Origin of the sequence: Anaerococcus sp. Marseille-P3915, from assembly GCF_900258475.1 — a bacterium.
Classification (GTDB): domain Bacteria; phylum Bacillota; class Clostridia; order Tissierellales; family Peptoniphilaceae; genus Anaerococcus; species Anaerococcus kampingae.
On sequence record NZ_LT984887.1, the window covers coordinates 947,972 to 967,340 of the forward strand.

The following is a 19,369-nucleotide window of genomic DNA, read 5'->3' on the forward strand; positions in this document are numbered from 1 at the left end:
AGCCTATAAGTATATGAATAAGTATTCTTACTATTAAGTGATTATATAAAAATTTAAAAGCTCCCAGTTGAATACTAGGAGCCTTTACTAAATTTAAATTATTATTTAATTAAGCTAATTCTACTTCAGCGCCTGCTTCTTCTAGAGCTGCTTTAACTTCTTCAGCCTTATCTTTAGCTACGCCTTCAAGTACGTTTCCTGGAGCACCGTCTACAAGTGCTTTAGCTTCTTTTAGTCCAAGACCAGCTACATCTTTAACAACTTTGATTACGTTGATTTTTGATTGTCCAGCTGATTTAAGAACTACGTCAAATTCTGATTTTTCTGCTGCTGCTTCACCAGCTGCTCCGCCTGCTGCTGGAGCTGCTACTGCTACTGCTGCTTGTGCAGATACGTCAAATTCTTCTTCGATTGCTTTAACTAGTTCTGAAAGTTCAAGAACTGTAAGATTTTTGATTTCTTCTAATAGGTTTGTTACTTTTTCTGATGCCATTTTTATATTCTCCTTAAATTATATTGTTATTATGCTGCTTCGTTTTCTTTTTTGCTTGCCACTTCATTAAGGGCGATAGCAAGTTTAGATATAGTGTTATTAAGATCTCCAGCAAGAGTTCTAATAGGTGCTTGTAATACATTTGCAAGCATTGAGTGAAGTACTTCTGTTCCTGGTAATGTAGCTATTGCCATCATTTGTTCACTATTTTGGTAGTTTCCTTCAACTATACCTGATTTAAGTGTTAACTTGTCTGCGTTTTCGTCGTTTTCTTTTCTGTAGTCAACTGCTATCTTTGGTCCGTCAACTAATTCTGTGTTTGAGAAGATTAGTGCGTTTGATCCCTTTAGGTCTTCGATTAATTCTGTATATCCAAGTTCTTCAAAAGCAAATCTCATCATTGTATTCTTGTAAACTTTGTATTCAGTGTCTTTTTCTCTGAATTTGTTACGAAGATCTGTGATTTCCTTAACGTCCATGCGGTCAAAACCTACTAATGTTACTGATTTCGCATTTTCGATTTTTCCTTTGATTTCATCAACTACTAGCTGTTTAGCTGCTATAGCTTTTTCGCTCACTTTTTCACCTCCTAAGGCTAATGGTAGGTATATAAAAACCCCACTTATAAAGACACCTTAAAGATGCCCATACCGGTGGGGATGTGTGTAATTTTCCCACCTATACGCAATTATTAAACATTTATGTCTGCGTAGTCTTTGGTAGCCTGTTTATTTGACTTTTATATTATATCACCAATTTCTAAAAATGCAAATTATTTTTCAGCTAATTCTGCAGCTTTAGCTGGGTTTAGTTTAACACCAGGACCCATTGTTGATGATACGGTGATTGATCTGATATATTTACCCTTTGCTGCTGCTGGTCTAGCTTTTACTACTTCTGTAATTAAAGCTCTGATATTTTCAGTAAGTTTTTCAGCACCAAATGATACTTTTCCTGTTGGTACGTGGATAAGGTTAGCTTTGTCTGTTCTGTATTCTACCTTACCTGCTTTGATGTCAGCGATAGCTTGTGCTACATCATTTGTTACTGTACCTGTTTTTGGGTTTGGCATTAGGCCTTGAGGTCCTAGTACTCTACCTAGTCTACCTACTGTTGCCATCATATCTGGTGTAGCTATTACTACATCAAAATCTAACCAACCATCTTTTTGGATTTTTTCAGCATATTCTTCATTACCTGCAAAATCTGCTCCAGCTGATAGAGCTTCATCTATTCTATCATCTTTTACAAATGCAAGTACTCTTTGAACCTTACCTGTACCGTGTGGTAGGATTACAGTTCCTCTTACTTGTTGGTCAGCGTGACGGCTGTCAACACCGAGCTTGAAGTGTAATTCTACTGTTTCGTCAAAGTTTGCCTTTGCTGTTTTTTCTACTATTTCTATCGCTTCATTTAGTTCGTATTCTTTTGTAGAATCATAAGATGCCTTTGATTCTAAGTATTTTTTTCCTCTTTTAGCCATTTAATTCCTCCTGTGGTAAACGAGTTAATCTCTCCCACTAATCTTCTACAGTGACTCCCATACTTCTTGCTGTTCCTGCTATCATACTTACTGCAGCTTCTAAGCTTGCAGCGTTAAGATCTTCCATCTTTGTTTTAGCAATTTCTTCAAGTTGGCTTCTCTTGATTGATCCAACTTTCTTTTTGTTTGGTTCTCCAGAACCCTTAGCAAGATTTATTGCTTTCTTGATTAATACTGGTGCTGGTGGTGTTTTTGTTATAAATTTAAATGTTCTATCTGTATAAATAGTCATTTCTACCGGTATTATCATTCCTGCTTGGTCAGCTGTCTTAGCATTAAATGCTTGTACGAACTCCATGATGTTAATTCCGTGAGGTCCTAGTGCGGTACCTACTGGTGGTGCAGGAGAAGCTGCTCCTGCTGGTACTTGTAATTTTACTATCGCTTGTATATCTTTTTCTGCCATTTTTACCTCCTTGTGGTGATTCGGGTTCCCCCTCCCACTTATTTAGACAGTACTAAATTTCCTCTATATCGCTATATTCTAAGTCTATTAATGTATCACGGCCAAACATATCTACGTATGCCTTGATAGTACCCTTTTGCTTGTCGATTTCATCGATTTTTGCTACGAAATCCTTAAATGGTCCGGCAATAATATTTACACTATCACCTACATTTACATTAATATTAAGAACTGGTTCTTTCTCTTTTACACCAAACTTTCTTACTTCAGCTGGTGTAAGAGCTACTGGATCACCATCTGGTCCAACAAAACCTGTTACCCCTTGGGTATTTCTTATTATATACCAAGACTTATTGGTTATGTTCATCTTGACCATTACATAGCCTGGAAATAGCTTTCTAGTTTTGACTTTTTTGTCGTTATTTTTTACTTCGACATATTCTTCAGTTGGTACAGTTACATCTATAATATCTGGATTTTGTTCATTATCTATCATCATCTGAATCTTATCAGAGACTCTATTTTCATATCCAGTATAGGTGTGAACTACATACCATTTAGCATTTTTCTCTGCTTCTGTAAGTTCTGTCTTGTTTTCTTCTTCCTTTATATTCTCGTCAAAATTTAAAGAATCAGTCATCATTCACCTACATTATAATTGAAAGTAGGAAATGGAAGACCTTATCAAGGACCCAAATAGATACTGCTGTTACAGCACTAATAGCTATTACTATTAAAGAATACTCAATTGTAGTCTTTAAAGTAGGCCATTGAATCTTTTTATATTCTTTAATGACTCCACTAAAGAAAGAATCTTTTTTCTTAGCCATTGTTACTCCTACTTTGTTTCTTTATGAACTGTGTGCTTTTTGCAGAATGGACAATATTTTTTAAGCTCAATTCTTTCACTATGAGTAGTTTTGTTTTTAGTTGTATCATAGTTTCTGTTTTTGCATTCTGTGCATTCTAATTTAACTTTAGTTCTCATAAAACACCTCCTATTTACTTATACGGATACTTCCATACAATGAATTATATTACCATCTAAGTCTACCTTTGTCAATATTTTTAGTCGATTTTTAGAAGATTTTTTAAAAAAGTTTCTCTCTTTTTGATAAGAACTTTTCTTAAATCATCTAAATCATGATTTGAAAAGCAATAATCCGAATAAGAAATGAGTATATCTTCTATATCATCAAGCTCATAAAGACCATCTTCATAAACCCTTCCTAGGTACTCATCCTCCCTGTCATAGTACATTACTGGTGGATAGCCCTTAAGATTTGATGTATCAAAGGCTATATAGGATTCTTTGGCATAAACCCTATCTTTTATTATTAACATCTTCTCTCTAATATCTATTTCTCGTCCAGACTTAAAATCTTTAATCAAGGCTTAATCCATTATCTTTGATAGCTTTTACAATTTCTTCTGCAGCTTCGTGGGCGCCTTCTTCTGTTTCTGCCTCAACCATTACCCTAACAAGTGGCTCTGTTCCAGATTTACGAACTAAAACTCTACCTGAGTCAGCAAGGTTAGATGTTATTTTTTCAATCACAGAAGCCACTCCTGCATTATCTAAAACTGTATCCTTATCCTTAACCCTTACATTTATTAAGACTTGTGGGTAGATTTTTAAATCTCTTAATAAAGTTTTAAGATCAGATTTTGATTCTATAACAGCTTCCATAATTTTAAGAGATGTTAGGATTCCGTCACCTGTATTGGCAAATTTCTTTAATATTATATGTCCTGATTGCTCTCCACCTAGTTCTATGTCCTCTTCATACATTCTTTGGTGGACGAATTTATCACCTACATCAGTTTTTTCATAGCCAATTCCTAAATTATCAAAGGCTTTATATAGGCCAATATTTGACATTACAGTTGTAACTACCTTATTAGATTCTAGACCGCCTTCTTTTTTCATGTAGTTTGCAAGTATATAAAGTATAGCATCCCCATCGACTATATTTCCTTCAGAATCTACTGCTATACATCTATCAGCATCTCCATCATAAGCAAAGCCAATATCAAGTTTATTTTTAACTACAAAATCCCTTAAGACGTCTATATGAGTTGATCCAGCATTGTTATTTATATTAAAACCATTAGGTTCATCATTTATTACAAAGGTATCAGCTCCAAGCGCATCATATACCGGTTTTGCAATTGTAAAGGCTGCTCCATTTGCTGGATCAAGACCCACTCTCATTCCCTCAAAAGATTTAGTTACAGTTTGAATTAAATATGCTATATATCTATTCCTACCGCCTATATAATCAACAGTCCTTCCTATATCTTCACCCTTAGCAAGATCAATAGATTTTATGTCTGCATCTATATATTCTTCAAGGCTTTCTAGGAAGTCATCCTCCATTTTCTCACCATTTTTGTTTATAAGCTTGATACCATTGTCATGGTAAGGATTATGACTTGCTGTAATCATAATTCCACAGTCAAAATCTTCTACTCTAGTTATATATGAAACTGAAGGAGTTGTAGTAACATGGAGAAGATAAGCATTTGAACCTGATGAAGTAATACCAGCTGATAGGGCATCTTCAAACATATATGAAGACCTTCTGGTATCCTTGCCTATAAGAATTTTTCCATTTCCATTTTTCTTTTTAGAAAAATAATCGCCTATAAATCTTCCGATTTTAAAGGCATGATAAACATTTAGCCCTTCATTAGCCTCTCCTCTAAAACCATCTGTACCAAAATATTTCATTTATATCTCCTTAAAATTTAACTTCTTTACTTTTTTATATTATACCCTATTGATAAATTTACAAAAAATTGGGTAGAAAAATTAGGAAGGAGTAAAGTATGAATTTTGAAAAACTTAACAATGAAAAATTATATATAAATGGAAAATATGTTAATAGCAAATTAGATGAGTGGATAGATGTTGAAAATCCTGCAACTGGAGAAATAATCGCCAAGGTCCCAAAGGCAAGTAGTGATGAAATTAATCTTGCAGTTGAGTCTGCTTATGAGGCTTTTAAAACTTTTTCTAAAACTAGTCTTGAGGAAAGAATTGCTTATATAGAGAAATTTAAAAATTGGATGATAGATCACCAAGATGGAATAATGGAAACAATTAAAGATGAGCTAGGTGTACCTATAAGAATTGCAAAGCCTGGTCAATTTGATAAGCAAATGAGAAGAATAGATGTCTTTATCGATCAAGCTAGGAAAATTGACTATAGGATTGATATGGATGGTGGCTATGTAAGGATGGAGCCAATTGGAGTTGTAGCTAGCCTTACACCTTGGAATTATCCTCTAGGACAAATCATAATGAAAGTTATACCAGCCCTACTTATGGGTTGTACAGTAGTCCAAAAACCAGCTTCAGACACACCACTTACAGCTTATTTTGTAGCTAAGGCTTTTGATGAGATTGGCCTTCCTAAGGGCGTATTTAACCTAATAACCGGCTCAGGGGCAGAAGTTGGCGATGTTTTAAACTCACATCCAAAAGTAGCCATGGTTTCTTACACAGGAAGCCTGGCCGGCGGTTCTTCATCAGCCAAACACGCTATGAATACTTCCAAAAAAGTAGTCCTAGAGCTTGGTGGCAAGTCTCCAGCTGTCTTTATAAAAGGAGCTGATATTAAAATGGGTGTAAAACAAGTCTTAAACAGAGTCTACCTAAATGTAGGTCAAACTTGCTCCTGCCTATCAAGAGCAATTATAACTGAAGATATATACGATGATGTAATAAAAGAATTCATAACCCAATATGATAATTATCCAGTAGGAGATCCTGATGATAAAAAAACTGTCGTAGGAAGTCTAGCTGGCAAAAAACAATTTAACAGAGTTAAAGGCTTTATAGAAGAAGGGATCAAAGAAGGCGCTACCCTTCTTAAGGGAGAAGTCCCTACAGAAAGCCATGTTGGCTATTATGTAAAACCTGTTATATTTACAGATGTTAAGCCAGGAATGGCCATCCACGATAAGGAAATTTTTGGACCAGTTGTTTCAATAATCAAGGTAAAAGATAAAAAAGAGGCTATAGAAGTAGCTAACTCAGTAGACTTCGGACTATCTTCCGCTGTCTTTGGTAATAAAGAAGAAGCTCTTGAAATAGCCTATGAAATAAAAGCAGGTGATGTCTATCTAAATTCTAACGGTGGAAGTCCAGAATTACCTTTTGGTGGTCGCAAGCAATCAGGAATAGGCAGAGAAGGCGGAAAATTCGGCCTCATGGAATACCTAGAACCTAAGTCAATCCATACTGCCTAATACCAAATTAAATTATAAAAAAGCTAGCCTTGTTGAATGTACTTACCATTCTTTAAGGCTAGCTTTTTAATTTAATACTTTATAAAATATCCCTTAATTCTAATATTGAAGAGATTTTTATATCCGCTCCACAAGCCTCGACAGTCTTTCCATAGCCGTAAGTTGCAAAAATTGTTTTTTGCTTGTTCTTAAGGCCTGCTTCCATATCTTCCCTGCGGTCTCCTATCATTATATAAGAATCGTTCAGTTCTTTTCTAAGAATCTTATACTTATCCAAATAATCGTAGTCTTCCCCTATAAAATATTTTGAAAAATACCTATCTAAACCAAATTTTTTTCTGGCAACATCCATATAGACCCTCCTACATTTTGATAAAATATATAGGTCATATTTTTCTTTTAAATAGGAAAGAGTCTCATGAGCCCCTTCAAAAAGCTGGCCTTCCTCTGTCATATATTTAATAATCCTATCACCATTTTTCTTTATATAGGGCATTTTGTCGGAATCATCTTTTAAAATTATATCCCAAACTTCCTTTGGGCCCATCCCTATAAAGGATTTGAAGTCAAAATCATCTATTGAGAATTTTAAATCGCTGAGGCTTTCTTCGATGGCTTTTTTGTAGGCTATTTCTGTCTTATGGATTGTCCCGTCAAAGTCAAATACTAAGATCATATAAGATCGACCAAATTTGCCATTTCTATAGCAGAAATAGCAGCTTCAGCCCCTTTATTGCCTGACTTAACTCCTGCCCTTTGGACTGCTTGGTCTACATTATCTGTTGTTACAACTCCAAATATCACTGGTTTTTCACTATCAAGGCCAACAGCTGCCACTCCCTTAGATACTTCTGCACAAACATAATCAAAGTGTGGTGTATCTCCTCTAATTACAGCTCCCAAGCAAATTACAGCATCTATATCATCTTTTTTTGCAAGTTTCTTAGCAGCAAGAGGTATTTCAAAGGCACCAGGCACTCTTACTATAGATATTTCATCATCTTTCACCTCATGTCTTTTCAAAGCATCAAGGCAACCTTCAAGCAACCTATCTGTTATAAAATTATTAAATCTTGCAACTACTATGGCATATTTTTTATTATTTGAAACTAAATTAGCACTAAATTCACGCATTTTTTATCTCCTTAAATTCTTTTAATTCATGTCCCATTCTTATAGCTTTTATTTTTAGGTAATTTCTATCAATATTGTTTGACCTTATTTCTAAAGGCTCTCTTTTTTCCACCCTAATCCCATATTTTTCTATTTGATTTATCTTGTCAGGATTATTTGTCATAAGGCTTATTGACTCTACTCCAAGCTTCCTTAGCATCTCTGCTGCTATTTTGTAATCCCTCATATCCTCTGGAAATCCTAGCTTTAAGTTGGCATCGACAGTGTCATAGCCTTGTTCCTGGAGTTCGTAGGCCTTAAGCTTATTAAATAAGCCTATGCCCCTGCCTTCTTGACGGAGGTAGAGAAGGACGCCCTGGCCGTTCTCTTCGATTTTCTTGAGAGCCTTGTGGAGTTGACTGCCGCAATCGCACCTTTTTGACCCAAGCACATCACCAGTTAGACATTCTGAGTGGATTCTGGTTAGGACATTTTTAGCCTTTATATCTCCCTTGGTTATGGCTATGTGCTCTTTTCCTGTTTTTTCATCGAGGAAACCATAGGCAACAAAGTTTCCATAATCACTTGGTAGTTTCACTGGATTTGTTTTTTTAAGTCCTAGCTCCTCAAGAGATCTCCTATATTCTTGGATTTTTTCTACAGTTGTCATCTTCATACCAAGTTCTTTAGCTAATTTCTTAAGGTCATCACCCCTCATCATATGGCCATCATCTGCCATGATTTCACAGCAAAGGCCTACTTCTTTAAGGCCTGCTAGCCTCATAAGATCAACTGTCGCCTCTGTGTGGCCATCCCTTACCAAGACTCCCCCTTCTTTGGCTATTAAAGGAAAAACGTGGCCTGGTCTTCTAAAGTCCTCCGCTTTTGACTTTGGATTTACTAGCTCTCTAATTGTTTTAGCCCTCTCAAAGGCTGATATTCCAGTAGTTGTGTCGACATGATCGATGGAAACAGTGAAGGCTGTCTCGTGATTATCTGTATTATTTTCAACCATTGGATGGAGGTTTAAGCTTTCTGCCACTGCCTTTGATATTGGCGTGCAAATCAGGCCCTTGCCGTAGCTTGCCATGATATTTACCATCTGTCCTGTCACATTTTCGCCAGGGCAGATGAAGTCTCCCTCATTTTCTCTTGATTCATCATCAGTTACTATTACGATTTCATTTCTCTTTAATGCTTCTATTACTTCTTTTACACTATCCATATCAATTTAGCCCAAAAAGTGAGCTTAAGTCCTCCTTATTTTCATTTTTGTATAATTTTTCTACAAATCTTCCGATTATATCTGTTTCTATATTTACCAAATCGCCTATTTTTTTATATTTAAAATTCGTATTTGCAATAGTTTCAGGAATGAGTGAAACTTCAAAAGTATCTGCTGATTCTTTGGATACAGTTAAGGATATGCCATCTATGGCTACCGACCCCTTATTAACTATATACTTACAAATTTCTCTTTTTGTTTTAAACCTATAGACATTTTTATTAATTGAAATAAGTTTTCCAACTCCATCTATGTGACCTTGGACAATGTGACCATCAAGCCTATCTGCAAAGCGAAGGGCCCTTTCTAGGTTGACATATTTTCCAAGCATTGAAGGAGTGAATTTTGTCTTATCTAGGCTTTCCTGCATTAGATCTGCCTTGTAATAATCAGGACCAAATTCCTTAACAGTCAAGCAAACTCCATCAGTCATAATAGAGTCTCCAAGTTTTAAATCTTCTAAGACCTGCTTGCAAGTGACTTTAATCTCTACGTGGTCAGACTTATTTGAAAACTGGCTTACCTTTCCTAATTCAACTGAAATCCCTGTAAACATTTCTCACCTCTAGCATAATGTCTTCATCAAATCTTTCTATATGGTCAATTCTAAATTTCTTTGCGTCTTTTATAGTCTTGGCTCCTTCGGCCATGAAGGCTGACCTAGAATATTCTCCACCAAGTACGATCGGGGCTATAAATTCATATATTTTATCAACCAGGTCTTCTTCCAAAAAGGAAGAATTAAGCAGAGATCCTCCTTCAACTAAGATTGATGAAACATTCATTTCATATAATTTTCCAACCAAGTCCTTTAAATCAACCTGACCGTTCTTTTCCTTGCAGTAAATAAGATTAGCATTTAAGTTAGTTTCCTTATCTCCTATGGTTCCTATATAAGTTTTCTTATCTGATTCTAGGTTAAAAATATCAAGGTCAGGATCGAAAGCTAAGTCAGAAGCAACTATTACCCTAATAGGATCCACCCCATCTTTAAGCCTACAATTAAGCCTTGCCTTATCCTTTAGTAGGGTGTTTTTCCCTATAATAATAGCATCATAATCATTCCTAAGTTTATGGACATAGGCCCTTGATTTCTCGCCGCTTATCCGTTTAGAATCATAAGTTTCTGTAGCTATCTTCCCATCAAGGCTCATGGCATATTTTAGACTTACAAGAGGTCTTTTATATTTCATATTAAAGAAGAACTTCTCATTTAGCCTCTTACCCTCATCTTCTAAAACTCCTGTAACAACCTCAATACCAGCTTCTTTTAGCTTTTTAATCCCATCGACTTTTGGATTAGTATCAAGGTTTGCTATAACAACCTTAGCTATGCCTCTTCTTATGACTTCATCAACACAAGGTGGATGTTTGCCAAAATGTGAGCATGGCTCTAAGTTTACAAAAAGTGTAGCACCCTTCGGATCCTCCTTTAGATTCTTAAAGCAATCAATTTCAGCATGGCCATCATAAAAAGACTTGTGATAGCCCTTGCCTATAACTTCTCCATCCTTATATACAAGTGCCCCCACCATGGGATTGGTAAGAACCCTTCCCGCTCCCTTTTTAGCTAGTTTGAAGCACTCTTTCATCAAATCTTCGTAATTCAAATTTCCTCCTTTTGGGGAATGAAAAAAGTCCCCTTTCAGGGACTAAAATTAAAAGAAAAATTTTTCACAAATATAGGAAAAAAATATAAACTTCTCTCATCCAGACTCTAACTGTCGGTATCGGAATTTCACCGATTCGGCTTTCGCTCGCAGACTATAACTGCCGGTGGGGAATTACGCCCCGCCCTGAAGATTATTTCTAATTACATATATATTATAATATAAGGTTTTCCTAATGTCAAATATTATTTTAAATTTATATTTTACCATAATCTGATATAATAGACTTATGAGAAAACTAGATTATATACCACGAACAAAAATAAAAATGATTCATGTAGATGGGTCCTATTCCTTCGGGATTGATTCAATTCTCTTAGGGGACTTTGCAAAGATGAAAAAAGGAGCGAAGCTTTTAGATATAGGATCAGGAAATGGCATCCTTGCTATGATGGCAAATGATCTTTACAAACTTAATAAGGTCTACGCTGTAGAAATCCAAAAGCAAAAGGTAGAAATTTTAAGGGAAAACTTAGCCCTTAATGGCATAAATAATGTAGAAATCATCGCCAATGACCTAAATAAAATAGATTTTAAGGAAAACTCTTTAGATTATATCATTACAAACCCACCCTATTATAAGAAAGGTCACAATATAGGCAATAAGGAGGAGGAATTTCTTATCTCAAGACAAGAAATCTATCTTAATCTAGATGATATATTTACATTTTCCAACAAGACCTTAAAGGATAAGGGCAAACTTTTTATGGTCCATAAGCCTGAAAGAATGGTAGAGATTTTTCAAAAATCAGGCAATCTTAAGGCAAAAAGAATCCGTTTTGTATCATCTACCTTTGATACTAAGCCCCAATTTATCCTCATAGAATTTGTAAAAAATGCTAAAGATGGCCTTAAAATCGAAGACCCAATCATAATTTATAAGGACGGAAAATATACAGAACAAGTTAGAAAAATAAACGGAACCTACAAGGAGGACTAATGGATTATCAAATATACTTTGTGCCAACACCAATCGGCAACCTCGAAGATATGACCCTAAGGGCAATAAAAACTCTAAAAGAAGTGGACCTAATAGCCTGCGAAGATACCAGAGAGTCTAAAAAACTCTTAAATTTCTACGAAATAGATAAGCCCTTAACTTCTTACCACAAATTTAACGAACAAGCCAAGGGCGAAGAATTAATAAAAAAAGCAAGTGAGGGTATGACAATAGGAGTAATAAGCGACCAGGGCATGCCTGGCATGTCAGATCCAGGTGAAATCTTAATTAAAAAGTGCATAGAAAATAATATTTCTTACACGATCCTACCTGGCCCAAGCTCAATCCTAACAGCTCTCATAGGGTCTGGTCAAGATATGTCAGCCTTTTCCTTTTATGGTTTTATAGGCAAGAAAACTAAGGAGAAGAAAGACTTTTACGAAAAATTAAAGAACGAAGAAAAGACATCAATAATATTTGATTCAGTCCACAATCTTCCAAAAACCATCGAAGACTTCAAAGAAATCTTCCCTGAGAGAAGGCTTACAATAGCAAGAGAACTTACCAAAAAATTTGAAGAATACAAGACCTATACTATTAAGGATATAAATCCAGAAGAGATAACCTTTAAAGGAGAATTTGTCCTTATACTTGAAGGCAAAAAGGAAGATGAGTCTGTAGATATTTCTAGTTTTGACGAAAAAATTAAACAAATGATTGATGAAGGTAGGTCTACCAAAGAAATCGTAAAAATAATAAAGAAAGAATCTTCTTTTTCAAAAAATGAAATCTATGAATATATAATAAATTTTAGCAAGGATAATATATGAAAAACCCTAGAAAATATTTATTTATAGGCATCTTCATGCTTGTTATTGCAGCTGTCTTTATATCCTATGCCCTAAGACATCCAGAAGGGTCCTTTCCATGGCCCTTAGGACTTACTTATTTCCTTTGTACAGCTTATCTTGCCCTTGCCATATATTTTATAATTAAAGGCTTTAGAAAAAACTAAATAATATTAAAACATACTAAAATACCAGGTCAAGTAAACCTGGTATTTTTAAGATAAAAACCACCCGAATAAGGGGTGGTTAAATTATTATCTGTTTTTTCTATTTTTTCTTTTAGCAGCGTCATTTTTCTTTTTTCTTATAACGCTTGGTTTTTCGTAGTGTTCTCTTCTTCTATATTCAGAAAGTACACCGGATCTTGCGCATTGTCTTTTGAATCTTTTAATCGCACTATCGATTGATTCGTTTTCTCCAACTCTGATTTCTGTCATCTCTATCCCCCCTCTCGTATCCGCACTTAAGATTTCAAATCAGCCTGGTGGCCATTGTAGGCTTCTTCCGCCTAGGACATGAAAATGCATGTGAGCTACACTTTGTCCTCCATCTTCACCGATGTTATGGACTACTCTGTAGCCATTTTCAGCTATGCCTTTTTCACGAGCTATCATTTTGATAGTTAAAAATATTTTTCCTATCAAGGAAGAGTCTGACTCGCTAAGCTCATCTAAAGATTTAATGTGCTTTTTTGGTATAACAAGAAAATGGATAGGTGCTTGTGGATCTACGTCATCAAATGCAATTACATCTTCATCTTCATAGATTATCTTTGATGGAATCTCTCCATCTATAATCTTACAAAATACACAATCCATACTTCACCCCCATTAGTATATATAATACCATAATTGAATTTAAGAGTAAAGTTTTTTATTTAATAATTTGACCAATAAGTTCATTATTTTCTATGCCGGTGATCTTTACATCAAAAATTTCATTATCTTTTATAGATGGGTCTTTGACATTTACCCTTAAGTAATTGGTTGAATATCCTGATTTGAAGCCTTTTATATCTGACTTGGACTCAAATAGGACTGAAAGACTTTGTCCAATTTGCTTTTCTAAAAATTCTTTTCTATTTGTCTCTTCAATTTTTTCTAAATCTTTTAGCCTATCTTTTTTGATATTTCCATTCACCTGGCCGCTCATTGTGGCTGCCTTTGTCCCATCTCTTTGAGAATATTTAAATAGGTGGGTTTTGGCAAATTTAATCCTATCTACAAATGCCATGGTATCCTTGTGATTTTGATCTGTTTCTGTTGGAAATCCTACTATGATATCTGTTGTAAGACCTGCATTTGGGAAAACTTCTCTGATTAGGTCTACCTTCTCTTTAAAAGTTTTTGTGTCATATTTTCTATTCATAGCCTTTAGGATATCATCTGATCCAGATTGTAGGGATAGGTGGAAGTGATCGCAAGCCTTTCCCGTAGCCTTCATCCTTTCTAGGAAATCTTTTGTTATGTGTCTTGGCTCCATGGATGAAAGTCTGATTCTTTTAATCCCATCAACCTTGGCTACATTTTCTATTACATCTATTAGGGATGTTCCGTCTTTAAAATCTTTTCCGTAGCTTGCCACATGAATGCCTGTTAGGACTATTTCCTTAAAGCCATTTGATCCAAGGCGTTCGGCTTCTTTTATTATTGAATCCATAGGACGGCTTACCACATTACCCCTTGCATAAGGAATCAAGCAGTAAGAGCAATACATATTACAACCATCTTGAATTTTCATATAGGCCCTGGTCATACCTATTTGGTTAGAAATTGCCAAATCTTCATAAGATTTTTCTTCAGAGACTGATATCAACTTATCTGTCGTCTCTTTATTTTGTAAGAAATCTTCACAAAGATCCACTACTTCTTCCTTATTTCTAGATCCTAGAATTATATCTACACCTTCTATTTTGGCTACTTCTTCAGGTTTTACTTGGGAATAACAACCCATTACAGCTATTATAGCATCAGGATTGTCGCCCCTTGCTCTTGATATCATTTGACGACTTTTCCTGTCAGACATGTTTGTAACTGTACAGGTATTTATGACATAGATATCTGCATTTTCTTCTTTTCTTTCAAATCCTCTTGCTTCAAAGATTTCTTCGATAGCTTCAGATTCATACTGGTTTACCTTACATCCTAAGGTTATTATATTAAATGTTTTTGTCATTCAAAAAAATCCTTAACTTTATCAAAAAATGATTTTTCTTCTTTTACCTTATTTCCACTTGCATCAGCAAAGGCTTTTAAGGCTTCTTTTTGAGCTTTATTTAGCTTCTTAGGTGTTATAATCTTGACATAGAAGTAGAGATTGCCTTGTCTACCTGTTCTTGAGTCTTTGATTCCTTCATTTCTTAGGGTAAATCTTTGACCTGTTTGAGTTCCTTCTGGTATTTCAAACTCGACACTCTTCTTTAAGGTTGCCACATCTATCTTGCCACCTAGGGCTGCCGTTGGAAAGCTTATTGGCATTTCGTAATAGATATCTAAGCCATCTCTTTTAAATATTTCATGGTCACTTACCCTTACTATTACATATAAGTCACCGTAAGGACCGCCATTTTCGCCCATATGACCCTTGCCGCTTAGTCTTATAACATTTTGATCTTCTATGCCTGATGGTATGTCGATTTTAATTTTTTCTGATTTAAATTCCTTACCAGAGCCCTTGCAATTTTTGCATGGTTTATCAATTATTTCACCAGTCCCATGGCACTTATCACAAGTTACTGTTCTTGACATGGTTCCAAAGGCTGTCCTTGAAACTTGATTTACCACTCCTTGGCCATGGCAATCTGGACAAGTGTGCTTTTCAGAGCCCTCTTCCGCCTTAGAACCGTGGCATACATGGCATTCTACTTCTCTTCTTACTTGAATTTCCTTGCTAACACCAAAGGCAGCTTCTTGGAAGGATAGGTTTATTACTTGCTGTATATCAGCTCCCTTTACAGGCCTTTTGGCCCTACTTGCCCCATAACCTTGGCTAAATATATCTCCAAATAAATCGCCAAATATATCACCGAAGCCACCAAAACCTGATGAAAATCCACCAGCTCCAGCCCCACCATTTTCAAAGGCAGCTGCCCCATACATATCGTATTGTTGTTTCTTTTCAGGATCTGATAGGATTTCATAAGAAAGGGTTGCTTCCTTAAATTTGCTTTCAGCCTCTTCATCTCCAGGATTTAGGTCTGGATGATATTTTTTGGCTAGTTTTCTATATTCTCTTTTTATATCAGCAGTGCTGGTGTCTTTGCTTACTCCAAGCACTTCATACGGATCTCTCATTTTACCTCCAAATCATAAAAAAAGCTATTTCTCTAGGAAATAGCCCCTTTTATCAATTGTTTTTATTATACTAGCTATAATAAATCTTTCAAAAGATTATTCTTCATCTTCATCGATTACTTCGTAGTCAGCATCTACTACATCTTCATCGCTTTGGCTAGCACCTTCTGCTCCAGCTTGGCTTTGTTTATACATCTTTTCACTTACCTTATAGATTTCATTTGTTAACTCTTCTGTAAGTGCTTTAATTTTATCTAAGTCATCAGCTGCTATTGCATCTTCTAGTTCTTTAGCCTTAGCTTCTATAGCTTCTTTTTCGCTGCCTTCTAGTTTTGCATCTTCTACTGTCTTTCTAGCTTGGTAAACTAGGTTTTCAGCGTTATTTTTAGCATCTATTGTTTCTTTTTTCTTCTTATCTTCTTCAGCAAATTGTTCTGCTTCTTTTACCTTTTTATCGATTTCTTCTTCTGTTAGGTTTGAAGATGATGTGATTGTTATCTTTTGTTCCTTACCTGAGCCTTGATCTTTAGCTGTTACATTTACTATACCGTTGGCATCTATATCAAAGGTTACTTCGATTTGTGGAACACCACGTCTAGCTGCAGGAATTCCTGTAAGTTGGAACCTACCAAGAGTTATGTTGTCTGCTGCCATTTCACGTTCACCTTGTACTACGTGGATGTCTACTTCTGTTTGTCCATCTGCTGCAGTTGTGAATATTTGGCTCTTCTTTGTAGGTATTGTTGTATTTCTTTCGATTAATTTTGTAGCTACACCACCAAGTGTTTCAATACCTAATGATAATGGTGTTACATCTAGTAGTAATAGGTCTTTTACTTCACCTGTTAGAACACCACCTTGGATAGCTGCACCTAATGCAACTGATTCATCTGGGTTGATATCTTTTTGTGGTTCTTTACCGATTATATTTTTAACTAGCTCTTGAACTGCTGGCACCCTTGTAGAACCACCTACTAGTAGGACCTTGTCTATATCAGAAGCTGATAGGCCTGCATCCTTTAAAGCATCTTCTACTGGTTTTCTTGTTTTTTCTACAAGATCATGAGTTAATTCGTTGAATTTAGCCCTTGTTAGGTTGATGTCTAAGTGGACAGGTTGGCCATCTACTGCTGTTATAAATGGTAGGTTAACATTTGTAGTAAGTGTTGATGATAGCTCTTTTTTAGCCTTTTCAGCTGCATCTTTTAGTCTTTGCATTGCTGTTAGGTCTTTTGTTAAATCAACACCTGATTCTTTCTTGAATTCAGCTGCAAGATATTCTACTACTGCATGGTCAAAGTCATCTCCACCAAGTTTGTTGTTTCCTCTTGTTGAAAGTACTTCAAATACTCCATCACCTACTTCAAGTATTGAAACATCGAATGTACCACCACCAAGGTCGTAAACCATAATCTTAGATTGGTCTGTTTCCTTATCCATACCGTATGCAAGAGCAGCAGCTGTTGGCTCGTTGATGATTCTGTCTACTTTTAGACCTGCAATTTGTCCAGCGTCTTTTGTAGCTTGTCTTTGAGCATCTGTAAAGTAGGCAGGTACTGTGATTACTGCATTTGTTACTGTATCATTTAGATAAGCCTCTGCGTCTGCTTTTAATTTTTGAAGAATCATTGCTGAAATTTCTTCTGGTGTGTATCTCTTGCCATCTATTTCTGGAGACTTCCAATCATGTCCCATTTCTCTTTTTACTGATGCTATTGTTCTATCTGGGTTAGTAATTGCTTGTCTTTTTGCTGTTTCACCAACTAATCTTTCGCCATCTTTTGAGAAAGCTACTACTGATGGAGTTGTTCTATTACCTTCACTGTTTGGTATAATTGTTGCTTGTCCACCTTCCATTACTGCTACTGCAGAATTGGTTGTACCTAAGTCAATTCCTATAATTTTTGCCATATGTTTTTCCTCCTATTTGCTTACCTTAACCATTGCTGGTCTAAGGACTTTGCCGTGTAATGTATATCCTTTTTGGAATGTTTCTATTATATAATCTTCTTTAACTGTATCGCTTGCTTCCGTCATTACTGCGTGATGCATATTATGATCAAAAACGCATCCGTCTGATTCAATTTCTTCTAAACCTTCGCTTTTGAGGGTCTTTAGAAATTCATCTCTTATCATTATGACTCCCTTTACAAAAGGATCTTCCATATCCTTATCTTTAAGAGCCCTATCAAAGTTATCTAAGACAGGTAGAAGCTTTTCTATAAGAGAGCTTGAGGCAAATTTCTTAAAGTCTGCTTTAGACTTTTCTTCTCTTTGCTTATAATTTGCAAAATCTGCCATAAGTCTCTGATATTTTTCTAAATATTCATTATCATCTGATGAAGTTTCCTCCGTATCTTCAACTATTTCAGCATCGATTACTTCTTCATCTTCTGGATTTTCTTTTATATTTTCTTCTTCTAATTTTTCTTCATCTTTTATTTTATCATCTGCCAAATCATTCACCTTACCTTTTTATTCATTTAGTAAATCTGAAACTAGCTTAATACTTTCAATAACTTCTTTATATCTAATTCTAGTTAGACCTACTATACCAATCTTACCGATGGTATTTTCGTCTACCTTAAAATAGGATGTTATGATTGTATTTTCCTTTAACTGGTCGATTTTATTTTCTTCTCCGATAGTGATGACTAGGCTTTGGTCATTTTTATCAGTTAGAAAATCTGTAATAATATCTGGATTTTCAAAGAGATTGATAAATTCCTTAGCTTTAACTATATCATCAAATTCTTTAAAATTGAATATATTACCCAAACCCTCTATCTTGATTTCCTTATCAGAATCCTTGCTAGATTCATTTTCCATCTTTGTTTGGATTATATCGAGCAAATACTTATAATTTAGATTTAACTTCTCTTCTATACTTATGATTTTCTTGCCTATATCATAAATACTTGAACCAACTAGCTCGCTCCTTAATATATGATTAACTTGCGATAAGCTTTGATCATCTATCTCATATTTTAGATAAATCAAATCATTAACAACTAGGCCATTGTCATAGACTACTATAAGTATGAGTGCATAATCATTTACCCTTAATAGCTCTATGTTGGCTATTGATTTTATTTGATTTTTGTAAGTGATAGACACTGCTGTTAGATTTGTGATTGTCGCTAAAATCTTTGTAGCTGAATCTACAATATCTGTAGCATTATGGTATCTCTTATCCAAGATTTGCCTCAAGTTTTTAGGATCGTTTTTCTGATCAAGCAGGCCATTTTCAAGTAAATGGTCTACAAAAAACCTGTAGCCCTTATCTGAAGGTAGCCTACCACTTGAGGAGTGGGCCTTTTTTAGAAGGCCTTTCTTTTCTAGAGATGACATATCATTTCTAATAGTAGCCGGTGATACATCAAAGGAATAATCATCAGCCAAACTCTTAGAGCCTACTGGTTCTCCCTCTAGGATATAGGAGTTTATGATAGAGAAAAGTATCTGCATTCTTCTATCTTTCAAGTCTTTCACTCCTTTTAGCACTCTTTAGTATCGACTGC

At 35.3% G+C, this 19,369-nt stretch carries 25 protein-coding genes and 1 riboswitch; of the genes, 4 read left to right on the top strand and 21 right to left on the bottom strand.

Annotated features, from left to right (window positions below; translation table 11 throughout):
- Positions 1-109: 109 nt before the first annotated feature.
- The 9 genes from rplL to glmM all read right to left on the bottom strand — a co-directional run bounded on the left by rplL (position 110) and on the right by glmM (position 5,176).
- On the bottom strand, positions 110-493 hold the full coding sequence (rplL, locus tag C8269_RS04695; RefSeq protein WP_106460586.1) for a 50S ribosomal protein L7/L12: 384 nt from the start codon (positions 491-493) through the stop codon (positions 110-112).
- A gap of 29 nt (positions 494-522) precedes the next feature.
- A complete protein-coding gene (rplJ, locus tag C8269_RS04700) occupies positions 523-1,071 on the bottom strand; it encodes a 50S ribosomal protein L10 (RefSeq protein ID WP_106460587.1) in 549 nt (182 codons plus the stop codon).
- 194 nt (positions 1,072-1,265) lie between these two features.
- Positions 1,266-1,976, bottom strand: a complete 711-nt coding sequence (gene rplA, locus C8269_RS04705) for a 50S ribosomal protein L1 (protein ID WP_106460588.1) — start codon at positions 1,974-1,976, stop codon at positions 1,266-1,268.
- A gap of 37 nt (positions 1,977-2,013) precedes the next feature.
- A complete protein-coding gene (gene rplK, locus C8269_RS04710; RefSeq protein ID WP_106460589.1) occupies positions 2,014-2,442 on the bottom strand; it encodes a 50S ribosomal protein L11 in 429 nt (142 codons plus the stop codon).
- A 52-nt stretch (positions 2,443-2,494) separates the two neighbouring features.
- Complete coding sequence (nusG, locus tag C8269_RS04715) at positions 2,495-3,082, bottom strand: transcription termination/antitermination protein NusG (RefSeq protein ID WP_106460590.1); 588 nt, start codon at positions 3,080-3,082, stop codon at positions 2,495-2,497.
- A gap of 7 nt (positions 3,083-3,089) precedes the next feature.
- Positions 3,090-3,272: a preprotein translocase subunit SecE gene (secE, locus tag C8269_RS04720; RefSeq protein ID WP_106460591.1), complete on the bottom strand. Its 183-nt coding sequence runs from the start codon at positions 3,270-3,272 to the stop codon at positions 3,090-3,092.
- Between the two features lie 8 nt (positions 3,273-3,280).
- Positions 3,281-3,430, bottom strand: a complete 150-nt coding sequence (gene rpmG, locus C8269_RS04725; protein WP_106460592.1) for a 50S ribosomal protein L33 — start codon at positions 3,428-3,430, stop codon at positions 3,281-3,283.
- Between the two features lie 80 nt (positions 3,431-3,510).
- Positions 3,511-3,834: an aspartate 1-decarboxylase (aspartate alpha-decarboxylase) gene (locus C8269_RS04730; protein WP_325034685.1), complete on the bottom strand. Its 324-nt coding sequence runs from the start codon at positions 3,832-3,834 to the stop codon at positions 3,511-3,513.
- Positions 3,827-5,176: a phosphoglucosamine mutase gene (glmM, locus tag C8269_RS04735; RefSeq protein WP_106460593.1), complete on the bottom strand. Its 1,350-nt coding sequence runs from the start codon at positions 5,174-5,176 to the stop codon at positions 3,827-3,829. Before glmM ends, C8269_RS04730 begins: the two co-directional genes overlap by 8 nt.
- Positions 5,177-5,274: 98 nt before the next feature.
- On the opposite strand from glmM, the gene C8269_RS04740 reads away from it, so the two are divergent.
- Positions 5,275-6,699, top strand: a complete 1,425-nt coding sequence (locus C8269_RS04740; RefSeq protein ID WP_106460594.1) for an aldehyde dehydrogenase family protein — start codon at positions 5,275-5,277, stop codon at positions 6,697-6,699.
- 79 nt (positions 6,700-6,778) lie between these two features.
- On the opposite strand, the gene C8269_RS04745 is transcribed toward C8269_RS04740, so the two are convergent.
- The 5 genes from C8269_RS04745 to ribD are packed head-to-tail and all read right to left on the bottom strand — an operon-like array spanning position 6,779 to position 10,707.
- Complete coding sequence (locus C8269_RS04745; protein ID WP_106460595.1) at positions 6,779-7,375, bottom strand: HAD family hydrolase; 597 nt, start codon at positions 7,373-7,375, stop codon at positions 6,779-6,781.
- Entirely contained in the window at positions 7,372-7,833 is a 462-nt protein-coding gene (gene ribH, locus C8269_RS04750) for a 6,7-dimethyl-8-ribityllumazine synthase (protein ID WP_106460596.1), read from the bottom strand. The genes C8269_RS04745 and ribH overlap by 4 nt, the downstream gene beginning before the upstream one ends.
- Positions 7,826-9,037: a GTP cyclohydrolase II gene (ribA, locus tag C8269_RS04755; protein ID WP_106460597.1), complete on the bottom strand. Its 1,212-nt coding sequence runs from the start codon at positions 9,035-9,037 to the stop codon at positions 7,826-7,828. The genes ribH and ribA overlap by 8 nt, the downstream gene beginning before the upstream one ends.
- 1 nt (position 9,038) lies before the next feature.
- Positions 9,039-9,653, bottom strand: a complete 615-nt coding sequence (locus tag C8269_RS04760; protein WP_106460598.1) for a riboflavin synthase — start codon at positions 9,651-9,653, stop codon at positions 9,039-9,041.
- Positions 9,631-10,707: a bifunctional diaminohydroxyphosphoribosylaminopyrimidine deaminase/5-amino-6-(5-phosphoribosylamino)uracil reductase RibD gene (ribD, locus tag C8269_RS04765; RefSeq protein ID WP_106460599.1), complete on the bottom strand. Its 1,077-nt coding sequence runs from the start codon at positions 10,705-10,707 to the stop codon at positions 9,631-9,633. Before ribD ends, C8269_RS04760 begins: the two co-directional genes overlap by 23 nt.
- Before the next feature lie 84 nt (positions 10,708-10,791).
- Positions 10,792-10,905, bottom strand: a riboswitch (FMN riboswitch).
- A 91-nt stretch (positions 10,906-10,996) separates the two neighbouring features.
- Here ribD and C8269_RS04770 point away from each other — a divergent pair.
- Genes C8269_RS04770 through C8269_RS04780 form a run of 3 tightly spaced genes read left to right on the top strand, consistent with a single transcriptional unit; the run spans position 10,997 to position 12,722 of the window.
- On the top strand, positions 10,997-11,707 hold the full coding sequence (locus tag C8269_RS04770) for a tRNA1(Val) (adenine(37)-N6)-methyltransferase (protein ID WP_106460600.1): 711 nt from the start codon (positions 10,997-10,999) through the stop codon (positions 11,705-11,707).
- Entirely contained in the window at positions 11,707-12,537 is an 831-nt protein-coding gene (gene rsmI / locus C8269_RS04775; protein ID WP_106460601.1) for a 16S rRNA (cytidine(1402)-2'-O)-methyltransferase, read from the top strand. Before C8269_RS04770 ends, rsmI begins: the two co-directional genes overlap by 1 nt.
- Positions 12,534-12,722 carry a hypothetical protein gene (locus C8269_RS04780; protein ID WP_106460602.1) on the top strand — a complete coding sequence of 63 codons (189 nt, stop codon included), beginning with the start codon at positions 12,534-12,536 and terminating at the stop codon, positions 12,720-12,722. Before rsmI ends, C8269_RS04780 begins: the two co-directional genes overlap by 4 nt.
- Positions 12,723-12,809: 87 nt before the next feature.
- On the opposite strand, the gene rpsU is transcribed toward C8269_RS04780, so the two are convergent.
- The 7 genes from rpsU to hrcA form a co-directional block, all read right to left on the bottom strand.
- Positions 12,810-12,992, bottom strand: coding sequence for a 30S ribosomal protein S21 (gene rpsU, locus C8269_RS04785; protein ID WP_015778089.1), 183 nt, complete (start codon positions 12,990-12,992; stop codon positions 12,810-12,812).
- A gap of 39 nt (positions 12,993-13,031) precedes the next feature.
- Positions 13,032-13,373 (bottom strand): histidine triad nucleotide-binding protein, encoded by a 342-nt coding sequence (locus C8269_RS04790; RefSeq protein ID WP_106460603.1) that lies wholly within the window; start codon positions 13,371-13,373, stop codon positions 13,032-13,034.
- A gap of 55 nt (positions 13,374-13,428) precedes the next feature.
- Positions 13,429-14,730 (bottom strand): tRNA (N(6)-L-threonylcarbamoyladenosine(37)-C(2))-methylthiotransferase MtaB, encoded by a 1,302-nt coding sequence (gene mtaB, locus C8269_RS04795; protein ID WP_106460604.1) that lies wholly within the window; start codon positions 14,728-14,730, stop codon positions 13,429-13,431.
- Positions 14,727-15,848: a molecular chaperone DnaJ gene (gene dnaJ / locus C8269_RS04800; protein WP_106460605.1), complete on the bottom strand. Its 1,122-nt coding sequence runs from the start codon at positions 15,846-15,848 to the stop codon at positions 14,727-14,729. Before dnaJ ends, mtaB begins: the two co-directional genes overlap by 4 nt.
- Before the next feature lie 96 nt (positions 15,849-15,944).
- Entirely contained in the window at positions 15,945-17,759 is a 1,815-nt protein-coding gene (dnaK, locus tag C8269_RS04805; protein WP_106460606.1) for a molecular chaperone DnaK, read from the bottom strand.
- 12 nt (positions 17,760-17,771) lie between these two features.
- On the bottom strand, positions 17,772-18,305 hold the full coding sequence (grpE, locus tag C8269_RS04810; protein ID WP_199792159.1) for a nucleotide exchange factor GrpE: 534 nt from the start codon (positions 18,303-18,305) through the stop codon (positions 17,772-17,774).
- Positions 18,306-18,323: 18 nt separating this feature from the next.
- On the bottom strand, positions 18,324-19,340 hold the full coding sequence (gene hrcA / locus C8269_RS04815; RefSeq protein ID WP_321160849.1) for a heat-inducible transcriptional repressor HrcA: 1,017 nt from the start codon (positions 19,338-19,340) through the stop codon (positions 18,324-18,326).
- Positions 19,341-19,369 lie beyond the last annotated feature (29 nt).

Bases quoted from the DNA above. Each gene is read 5' to 3' on its own strand.
- rplL (WP_106460586.1), bottom strand. From the start codon at position 493: ATGGCATCAGAAAAAGTAACAAACCTATTAGAAGAAATCAAAAATCTT.
- rplA (WP_106460588.1), bottom strand. From the start codon at position 1,976: ATGGCTAAAAGAGGAAAAAAATACTTAGAATCAAAGGCATCTTATGAT.
- rplK (WP_106460589.1), bottom strand. From the start codon at position 2,442: ATGGCAGAAAAAGATATACAAGCGATAGTAAAATTACAAGTACCAGCA.
- nusG (WP_106460590.1), bottom strand. From the start codon at position 3,082: ATGACTGATTCTTTAAATTTTGACGAGAATATAAAGGAAGAAGAAAAC.
- secE (WP_106460591.1), bottom strand. From the start codon at position 3,272: ATGGCTAAGAAAAAAGATTCTTTCTTTAGTGGAGTCATTAAAGAATAT.
- rpmG (WP_106460592.1), bottom strand. From the start codon at position 3,430: ATGAGAACTAAAGTTAAATTAGAATGCACAGAATGCAAAAACAGAAAC.
- glmM (WP_106460593.1), bottom strand. From the start codon at position 5,176: ATGAAATATTTTGGTACAGATGGTTTTAGAGGAGAGGCTAATGAAGGG.
- C8269_RS04740 (WP_106460594.1), top strand. From the start codon at position 5,275: ATGAATTTTGAAAAACTTAACAATGAAAAATTATATATAAATGGAAAA.
- C8269_RS04745 (WP_106460595.1), bottom strand. From the start codon at position 7,375: ATGATCTTAGTATTTGACTTTGACGGGACAATCCATAAGACAGAAATA.
- ribH (WP_106460596.1), bottom strand. From the start codon at position 7,833: ATGCGTGAATTTAGTGCTAATTTAGTTTCAAATAATAAAAAATATGCC.
- ribA (WP_106460597.1), bottom strand. From the start codon at position 9,037: ATGGATAGTGTAAAAGAAGTAATAGAAGCATTAAAGAGAAATGAAATC.
- C8269_RS04760 (WP_106460598.1), bottom strand. From the start codon at position 9,653: ATGTTTACAGGGATTTCAGTTGAATTAGGAAAGGTAAGCCAGTTTTCA.
- C8269_RS04770 (WP_106460600.1), top strand. From the start codon at position 10,997: ATGAGAAAACTAGATTATATACCACGAACAAAAATAAAAATGATTCAT.
- rsmI (WP_106460601.1), top strand. From the start codon at position 11,707: ATGGATTATCAAATATACTTTGTGCCAACACCAATCGGCAACCTCGAA.
- C8269_RS04780 (WP_106460602.1), top strand. From the start codon at position 12,534: ATGAAAAACCCTAGAAAATATTTATTTATAGGCATCTTCATGCTTGTT.
- rpsU (WP_015778089.1), bottom strand. From the start codon at position 12,992: ATGACAGAAATCAGAGTTGGAGAAAACGAATCAATCGATAGTGCGATT.
- C8269_RS04790 (WP_106460603.1), bottom strand. From the start codon at position 13,373: ATGGATTGTGTATTTTGTAAGATTATAGATGGAGAGATTCCATCAAAG.
- mtaB (WP_106460604.1), bottom strand. From the start codon at position 14,730: ATGACAAAAACATTTAATATAATAACCTTAGGATGTAAGGTAAACCAG.
- dnaJ (WP_106460605.1), bottom strand. From the start codon at position 15,848: ATGAGAGATCCGTATGAAGTGCTTGGAGTAAGCAAAGACACCAGCACT.
- dnaK (WP_106460606.1), bottom strand. From the start codon at position 17,759: ATGGCAAAAATTATAGGAATTGACTTAGGTACAACCAATTCTGCAGTA.